The following is a 7,031-nucleotide window of genomic DNA, read 5'->3' on the forward strand; positions in this document are numbered from 1 at the left end:
AGTCGAGACCAGACCACATGGCTTGTGTGCAAGATCACCGGGGCTGCGGGACTGCTTCCGGACGCAGCCGGGTAACTCGATCCGTCAGCGGAGGTCGCGGCGCAGCGGATGGTCCTCGGGGATGTGCACCAGGACGATCGGAATCCCGTCGGGATCCGCGACCCACAGCTCGTGCAGCCCCCACGGCTCCTGTTTCGCGCCGCGGGCGATGTGCACACCTTTGCGCGCGAGCTCGGCCTCCGCGTCGTAGACGTCGCGCACCTGGAGCCACAGGGCACCGTGGAAGACCTCGCCGGTGTCGTCGGGCCGCCCGTGCGCGGCGATCTCGATGAGCGACTGCCCCGCGAAGAAGACCGTTCCGCCGGGATACTCCCGCGCGACGGCCAGCCCGAGCGTCGAGCCGTAGAACTCGAGGGCGGCCTCGTAATCGCGCGGGCGGAGGATCGTGCGGCTGCTGAGGATCTCCACGTCACTGCTCCTCGGCCGGACGGGCCTCGTGATGCCGGCGGCCGTGCGTGCGCCGCGACTCCTTCATCTCGGCTTCGAAGAGGTGACGGCGGCCCTGCACGAGTTCGTCGCGTACCTGCTTCTCGAAATTCCGGAAATCCGACCAGTAGCCGTCGTCGAACTCCTCGACGAGCTGGAAGGTCCAGCGTCCCTCGGCGATGTTGCGTCCGATGATCTCGGTGCCGAGCCGCTCGGCGATGTCGTCGTGCCCGGCCTTGCGCATCAGCTCCTCGGCGTCGCCGGTGAGCAGATCGGCGCGGCCCATCAGCTGGTGGAAGGCGTAGAGATGGCCCCGCGCCTGCTCGACGGTCTCGAGGGCCTCGGACAGTTTGCCGGTCGCTTCGACGGTGGCGTCGGAGACGCCGTGCGGGCGGGTGTGGGCGGTTCGCGGACTCTGGCGGTCGGTCATGACCCACAGTGTGCCCGAGAGCACACGGTTCGAACGTAACTGGACATATGTGTTTGACGAAGCTTCGGTTGGGACATTACTGACGGCAACGGTGCCCGTGACAGCGCCGGCCTGCCACAGCGGGTCCGTCGCAGCCGCACGCCGTGGCTGCGCGGCACCGCTGACATCGAGTGAGGAGAACTGCCATGGCGACCGACTACGACGCTCCCCGCACCACCGACATCCTGGGCGGCGGTGGCACTGCCCTGGACGAGCTGGATCTGAAGCCCACCGCGGCCGCCGACACCGACGAAGGCGAGATCCTCGAGACCCTCGATCTGCCCGGCGCCGACCTGTCGGCGCTGTCGGCGGAAGAGCTCTCGGTCCAGGTCCTGCCCAAGCAGTCGGACGAGTTCACCTGCATGGGCTGCTTCCTCGTCCAGCACCACAGCCGTCGCGCCACGGGTGACGGCGAGCAGGCCTTCTGCGGCGACTGCGTCTGACGATCACACGCCTGACGCGGTGAACCGGGCCGTGCGCCTGCTGTAGCAGGGGCGAAGCCCGGTTCACCGCGTGAGGATCAGTAGTAATGCGGATAGGGCGACCAATCCGGATCGCGCTTCTCGAGGAAGGCATCGCGACCCTCGATCGCTTCGTCCGTCATGTACGCCAGACGCGTGGCCTCGCCCGCGAACAACTGCTGGCCGACGAGACCGTCGTCCTGCAGGTTGAAGGCGTACTTGAGCATGCGCTGGGCCTGCGGCGACTTGCCGTTGATCTTCTGCGCCCACTCCAGCGCGACGTTCTCGAGCTCGTCGTGGTCGACGACCTTGTTGACCGCACCCATGTGGTGCATCTCCTCGGCCGTGTAGGTGTCGCCGAGGAAGAAGATCTCGCGCGCGAACTTCTGGCCGACCATCTTGGCGAGGTAGGCGCTGCCGTAGCCGCCGTCGAAGCTGCCCACGTCGGCGTCGGTCTGCTTGAAGCGGGCGTGCTCGCGGGAGGCGAGTGTCAGGTCGCACGTGACGTGCAGGCTGTGCCCGCCACCGGCGGCCCAGCCGTTGACCAGCGCGATGACGACCTTCGGCATGAATCGGATCAGTCGCTGGACCTCGAGGATGTGCAGGCGGCCGGCACGGGCCTTGTCGACGGTGTCGGCGGTCTCGCCGCTCGCGTACTGGTAGCCGCTGCGTCCGCGGATCCGCTGGTCGCCGCCGGAGCAGAACGCCCATCCGCCGTCCTTCGGGCTCGGGCCGTTGCCCGTGAACAGCACGACGCCGACGTCGGAGGTGGTCCGCGCGTGGTCGAGTGTGCGGTAGAGCTCGTCCACCGTGTGCGGACGGAACGCGTTGCGCACCTCGGGGCGGTCGAACGCGACGCGGACGGTGCCCTGCGTGACGTGTCGGTGATAGGTGATGTCGGTGAGGTTCTCGAACCCGGGTACCGGGCGCCACAGTTCTGGATCGAAGGTCACCTCGCCACCATAAAGGGCCGGGCACCGGCCCGCCGCGACCTGCGGCCCGATAACGTGCACAGGCATGAGCGAGCAGACCGACCCCCGCGACGACTACGAACATCACGGCGGATTCCCGGTCTACGAACCGGTGAAGGCGGGGCCGAACTACGGTCGATTCGTCGAAGCGCTGCGGCGGCTGCAGGACCTGGCGGTGTCCACCCACGCACCCGACGAGGTGATCGACCGCGCGATCGAGCAGGCCGAGGCGCTCGGTGATCTGCTCGCTCCCCACCGCGTCCCGGAGGGCAGGTCCCCGGCCGGCTTCAATCCCGACCTTCCGGGTCGCGGCAGCCTGCTGATGCTGCCCTGGCAGATCGAAAAGTTCGACGAGGAATCGGTCCGCTCCCGAGGCGTCTTCCGGCTCTATCACCGCGGCGGCAACGGAGCGGCGCACGGTGGAACCCTGCCGCTGCTCTTCGACGACCTGTTCGGCATGGTCGTCCGCGCCTCGGGGCATCCCATCGCGCGCACCGGCTATCTCCACATCAACTATCGCAAGATCACGCCGCTCGAGACCGAACTCGTCGTCGAGGGGAGAGTCGAGCGCGTCGAGGGCCGCAAGATCTTCTGTGCGGCCGAATTGCGCGAAACCGACGGCACGCTCCTCGCCGACTGCGAGGCCCTCATGATCCAGCTGCTGCCGGGCCAGCCGTGACCCTCCGGCCGCTGCCGTCCGCCGACGAGCTCCTCGACGGAGCCGTCGTCGTCTCGCTGCCCATGCGTGTCCGCTTCCGCGGTATCACCGAGCGCGAAGTCCTGCTGCTGCGCGGACCCGCGGGGTGGGGGGAATTCGGCCCGTTCCCCGAGTACGGCGACGACGAGGCGGCGTATTGGTTGCAGTCGGCGATCGAGGCCGCCTGGCAGGGGTATCCGCCCGCGCGGCGTTCCCGGATCGCCGTGAACGCCACCGTGCCCGCCGTGGGCCCGGAGCGGGTCGCCGAGGTGCTCGCCCGTTTCCCCGGTGCGAGCACCGCGAAGGTGAAGGTCGCGGAGCCGGGGCAGGACCTCGCGCAGGACCTCGCCCGCGTCCGCGCGGTGCGCGAACACCTACCGAACGTGCGGATCGACGCCAACGGCGGCTGGAGCGTGGACGAGGCCGTCCGAGCGCTCACGGCGCTCACCGCCGATGCCCCGCTCGAATACGCCGAGCAGCCGTGCGCGACCGTGTCCGAACTCGTCGAGGTGCGCCGGCGCCTGCCCGGCGTACGCATCGCCGCGGACGAGAGCATCCGTCGGGCCGAGGATCCGCTGCGTGTCGTGCACGCCGGGGGAGCGGACGTCGCGATCGTGAAGGTCGCGCCGCTCGGCGGGGTCCGCCGTCTGGTCGCGCTCGCCGGCGAACTGGCCGGTCACGGCGTCGAGGTGGTCGTCTCGAGTGCCCTCGATTCCGCGGTGGGCATCGCCACCGGCCTCGCCGCGGCAGCGGCCCTGCCGGAGCTTCCCTACGCCTGCGGACTCGGCACGGGGGGATTCTTCGAGGCCGATGTCGCCCCCGCTCTGCACCTGTCCGAGGGCGCGCTCGACGTCGTCGCCGTCGCGCCGGAACCGGACATGCTCGATGCGCTGCGAGCCGATCCCGACCGCGTCGAGTGGTGGTGCGAACGGCTGCGGCGGTGCCGTACGGTGCTCGCCGGACGCGGACTGTGATGCGGCGGAATCGTCGTATATCGTTCCCCGCGTCCCAACGGTCACAAGTGTCACATCTACGGAGGCAGTGAAAGTGGTTGCAGCTCTGGGCGATGCCCTCCTCGGCGCCGACAAGTTCCCGGCGGTCAAGGCAGACGTCGAAGCCCTGATCGATGCTGAGGTGTCGGACAAGAAGGGTGCGTCCGGTCTCGCCCTCAAGGGTGGCTACGCAGCAGTGAAGAAGGTCGGCCCGGGCATCGTGCCGGGCGCGGTCGAAGGTCTTCTGCCCGAATTCGTCGAGAAGCTCCAGCCGTTCTGGGTGGAGTACGCAGGCAACGGTTCGTTCTCGGACTACCTGGTCGCCCGCGGTGAGGTCGTCGCCGACGCTCTTCTCGGAGTGACGGACGAGCGCATCGCCGGCACGTCGAAGGCCGGCGTCAAGAAGGTCTACGACTCGCTGCGTCCCTCGGCCAAGAAGCACGTCGTCGAGGCGCTGCCGCGCTTGGGTGATCTCATCCAGAAGCACGCCGGCTGACCCGCCGACACCAGCGACACCAGAACGTCGCGGTCCCGAACCGGTTCGCCGGTCGGTGCCGCGGCGTTCGTCGTTTCGGAAGGATGCGGGCCTTCAGTAGACGGGCTCGCCGTACTTCCAATATCCGATGAAGGTCACCGCCGACCGGTCCCAGCCGCACTCACGCACGAGATGGCGGCGCACGCCGGTCGCGAGCGACGACTCGCCCGCGACGAACGCATGGGTGGAATCCGGCGACGGGGCCGCCTCCCGCACCGCATCGGCGACCAGGCTGCCCGGGACGGCCTGCGCATCCGTTCGGATCACCGGATGCACCTGCACGTTCTCGCCCGTCGGCAGGTCCTGGGCAGTGAGATCGTCGGGGTGCGGAATTTCGACGAACACCTCCACGGCCGCGAGGGGATCGACGGCGAGAATCGACCCGAGGATGCCGGCGACGGCAGGCACCGCGCTCTCGTCACCGACGAGCAGCCACGAACGTGCTTCGTCGAGGGGCAGAGTGCTGATGCCCTCGTCGAGGATGCCGATCTCGTCGCCGGGCTTCGCCCGTTCCGCCCACGCCGATGCCGGACCCAGATCCCCGTGTGACGCGAAGTCGATCTCGATCTCGGAGGTCGTGCCGAACAGTCCCGCGCCCGCAGGTCGCACGCGGCGGATGGTGTAGTTCCGCAGCACCGGTCTGCGCTCCTCGGGCAGTTCCTGATATTCGGGCCACCAGCGGTCGTCGGTCGCACGGGGAAGAGTCAGTTCCTGCCGGCCCGGGGCGGGGAAGAACATGCGGAACCAGTGGTCGAAACCCATGGGGGCGATCGAGTCGACGTCCTCGCCCCCCACGGTGATGCGGACGAAGGTCGGGCTGATCCGTTCGGCGGCGAGTACCTGCGCGCGCACCATGCGCCGGGAGGCCGGCTTGATGTACGGATGGCGCCGCGCGGTTCCCGTGGTCTTCGCCATGCGGCCCTCCGTGGGTTGTACGGATGCGCCACACGGCATCCCGGCAATCGTTCAGCGAAGCCTAACCTATATTCGCTCCGGCTCGGAGCGACCTCGGGGAGTGCCCGGGCGTTCGAGCCTCCGCACCTCGGGTGTCAGTCCCCATTCCGCCCGTCCCAGCCGACTCACCGCGCCGAGGGCCGCGAAGTCGGGGGCACCGTCCTCCGCCAGCACCGCCGGATCGACCGTCACGGCCAGCACGTCACCCATCACGACGAACGAGTCGCCGATCTCGATCACGCGGTGCAGCCGGCACTCGATCGACGCGGGCGCCTCCGCGACCCGCGGCGGCCGCACCCGCTCGCTCGGCTCGGCGTGCAGGCCCACTTCCGTGAACTCGTCGATATCGTGCGGGAACGCCGCCGACGAGGCGTTGACCTTCTCCATCAACGGCACGGTCGCGATGTTGATCACGAACTCGCCCGTCTGCTCGATGTTCCGCAGACTGTCCTTGCGCCCCACGGACGTGAACTGCACGACCGGCGGTGAGGTACTGGCGACGGTGAAGAAGCTGTACGGCGCGAGATTGAACACACCGTCCTCCGCCTCCGTGGACACCCACGCGATCGGTCTCGGCACGATTGTCGCGGTGAGAAGGCGATAGAAGCGGCCCGGGCTCGACTCGGCGGGATCGAAGACTGTGCGCACGCGCTCCATTCTGACCGCACCTGCCCCCGGCCACACTCGCGGCGCAATTACCCTGGACGTCGTGAATCCGTCCACTGCCCAGGCCACCGCTGTCGTCGACGAACTCGCCCGGGGTGGTGTCCGGGACGTCGTGCTGTGCCCGGGCTCGCGCAACGCGCCACTCGCCTTCGCGCTCCAGGCCGCCGACAGCGCGGGGCGTCTGCGCCTGCACATGCGTATCGACGAGCGCACCGCCGGATTCCTCGCGATCGGTCTGGCACTGGCCTCGGGTCGTCCCGTTCCCGTCGTCATGACCTCGGGTACCGCCGTGGCCAACCTCGCGCCGGCCGTGCTCGAGGCGAATTACGCCCGCGTGCCGCTGGTCGTGCTCAGCGCCAACCGTCCTTACGAGTTGCTCGGATCCGGCGCGAACCAGACCGTCGAGCAGCTCGGATTGTTCGGCAGCCAGGTGCGCGCGACCATCAGCCTCGGTCTCGCCGAAGGCATCGAGCAGAACAGTCAGTGGCGTTCGGCGGTATCGCGCGTCCTCGCCGCTGCCCGGGGGACCCGATCGGGCAACGCGGGCCCGGTCCACTTCGACATCCCGCTGCGCGAACCGCTCGTGCCCGAGCTCGACGCGAAGGGCCCGGTGCCCGAGGGACGTCCCGGCGGCAAGGCCTGGACCACGACGGTGCACGCCACCCTCGACGTCCCACTCGAGATCGACCTGACCCCCGACACGGTCGTGATCTCCGGTCACGGCTCGGCGCTCCGTCCCGAACTGTCCGGGCTGCCGACCGTCGCCGAACCCACTGCGCCGCTGCACGGCATTCCGCTGC

General features: G+C 69.1%; 10 protein-coding genes. 5 read left to right on the forward strand and 5 right to left on the reverse strand.

What is annotated here, in order from left to right:
- Positions 1 to 84: 84 nt before the first annotated feature.
- Together R1101_RS0112980 and R1101_RS0112985 are read right to left on the reverse strand one after the other, a co-directional pair.
- Positions 85 to 468 (reverse strand): VOC family protein, encoded by a 384-nt coding sequence (locus R1101_RS0112980; protein ID WP_016933848.1) that lies wholly within the window; start codon positions 466 to 468, stop codon positions 85 to 87.
- A gap of 1 nt (position 469) precedes the next feature.
- A complete protein-coding gene (locus R1101_RS0112985; protein WP_232284743.1) occupies positions 470 to 916 on the reverse strand; it encodes a hypothetical protein in 447 nt (148 codons plus the stop codon).
- Positions 917 to 1,101: 185 nt separating this feature from the next.
- Between R1101_RS0112985 and R1101_RS0112990 the strand changes: the two genes are divergently transcribed.
- On the forward strand, positions 1,102 to 1,398 hold the full coding sequence (locus R1101_RS0112990; RefSeq protein WP_016933850.1) for a DUF4193 domain-containing protein: 297 nt from the start codon (positions 1,102 to 1,104) through the stop codon (positions 1,396 to 1,398).
- A gap of 77 nt (positions 1,399 to 1,475) precedes the next feature.
- Here R1101_RS0112990 and R1101_RS0112995 read toward each other — a convergent pair whose 3' ends face one another.
- A complete protein-coding gene (locus tag R1101_RS0112995) occupies positions 1,476 to 2,369 on the reverse strand; it encodes a 1,4-dihydroxy-2-naphthoyl-CoA synthase (RefSeq protein ID WP_016933851.1) in 894 nt (297 codons plus the stop codon).
- Positions 2,370 to 2,433: 64 nt separating this feature from the next.
- Here R1101_RS0112995 and R1101_RS0113000 point away from each other — a divergent pair, with 64 nt between their 5' ends.
- The 3 genes from R1101_RS0113000 to R1101_RS0113010 all read left to right on the forward strand — a co-directional run bounded on the left by R1101_RS0113000 (position 2,434) and on the right by R1101_RS0113010 (position 4,572).
- Positions 2,434 to 3,066 (forward strand): PaaI family thioesterase, encoded by a 633-nt coding sequence (locus R1101_RS0113000; protein WP_016933852.1) that lies wholly within the window; start codon positions 2,434 to 2,436, stop codon positions 3,064 to 3,066.
- The gene (locus R1101_RS0113005) at positions 3,063 to 4,058 is read left to right on the forward strand and encodes an o-succinylbenzoate synthase (protein WP_016933853.1); all 996 of its coding nucleotides are present in this window, start codon (positions 3,063 to 3,065) and stop codon (positions 4,056 to 4,058) included. Before R1101_RS0113000 ends, R1101_RS0113005 begins: the two co-directional genes overlap by 4 nt.
- Before the next feature lie 73 nt (positions 4,059 to 4,131).
- The gene (locus tag R1101_RS0113010) at positions 4,132 to 4,572 is read left to right on the forward strand and encodes a DUF6918 family protein (protein WP_016933854.1); all 441 of its coding nucleotides are present in this window, start codon (positions 4,132 to 4,134) and stop codon (positions 4,570 to 4,572) included.
- Between the two features lie 93 nt (positions 4,573 to 4,665).
- Here R1101_RS0113010 and R1101_RS0113015 read toward each other — a convergent pair whose 3' ends face one another.
- The gene (locus R1101_RS0113015; RefSeq protein WP_016933855.1) at positions 4,666 to 5,526 is read right to left on the reverse strand and encodes a siderophore-interacting protein; all 861 of its coding nucleotides are present in this window, start codon (positions 5,524 to 5,526) and stop codon (positions 4,666 to 4,668) included.
- A 66-nt stretch (positions 5,527 to 5,592) separates the two neighbouring features.
- Complete coding sequence (locus R1101_RS0113020; RefSeq protein ID WP_016933856.1) at positions 5,593 to 6,222, reverse strand: flavin reductase family protein; 630 nt, start codon at positions 6,220 to 6,222, stop codon at positions 5,593 to 5,595.
- A gap of 52 nt (positions 6,223 to 6,274) precedes the next feature.
- On the opposite strand from R1101_RS0113020, the gene menD reads away from it, so the two are divergent.
- The coding region (gene menD / locus R1101_RS0113025; RefSeq protein ID WP_016933857.1) for a 2-succinyl-5-enolpyruvyl-6-hydroxy-3-cyclohexene-1-carboxylic-acid synthase at positions 6,275 to 7,031 on the forward strand (757 nt) is incomplete at its 3' end.

This window comes from Rhodococcus sp. R1101 (assembly GCF_000278445.1).
Classification (GTDB): Bacteria; Actinomycetota; Actinomycetes; order Mycobacteriales; family Mycobacteriaceae; genus Rhodococcus; species Rhodococcus gordoniae.

Bases quoted from the DNA above. Each gene is read 5' to 3' on its own strand.
- R1101_RS0112985 (WP_232284743.1), bottom strand. From the start codon at position 916: ATGACCGACCGCCAGAGTCCGCGAACCGCCCACACCCGCCCGCACGGC.
- R1101_RS0112990 (WP_016933850.1), top strand. From the start codon at position 1,102: ATGGCGACCGACTACGACGCTCCCCGCACCACCGACATCCTGGGCGGC.
- R1101_RS0113000 (WP_016933852.1), top strand. From the start codon at position 2,434: ATGAGCGAGCAGACCGACCCCCGCGACGACTACGAACATCACGGCGGA.
- R1101_RS0113015 (WP_016933855.1), bottom strand. From the start codon at position 5,526: ATGGCGAAGACCACGGGAACCGCGCGGCGCCATCCGTACATCAAGCCG.
- R1101_RS0113020 (WP_016933856.1), bottom strand. From the start codon at position 6,222: ATGGAGCGCGTGCGCACAGTCTTCGATCCCGCCGAGTCGAGCCCGGGC.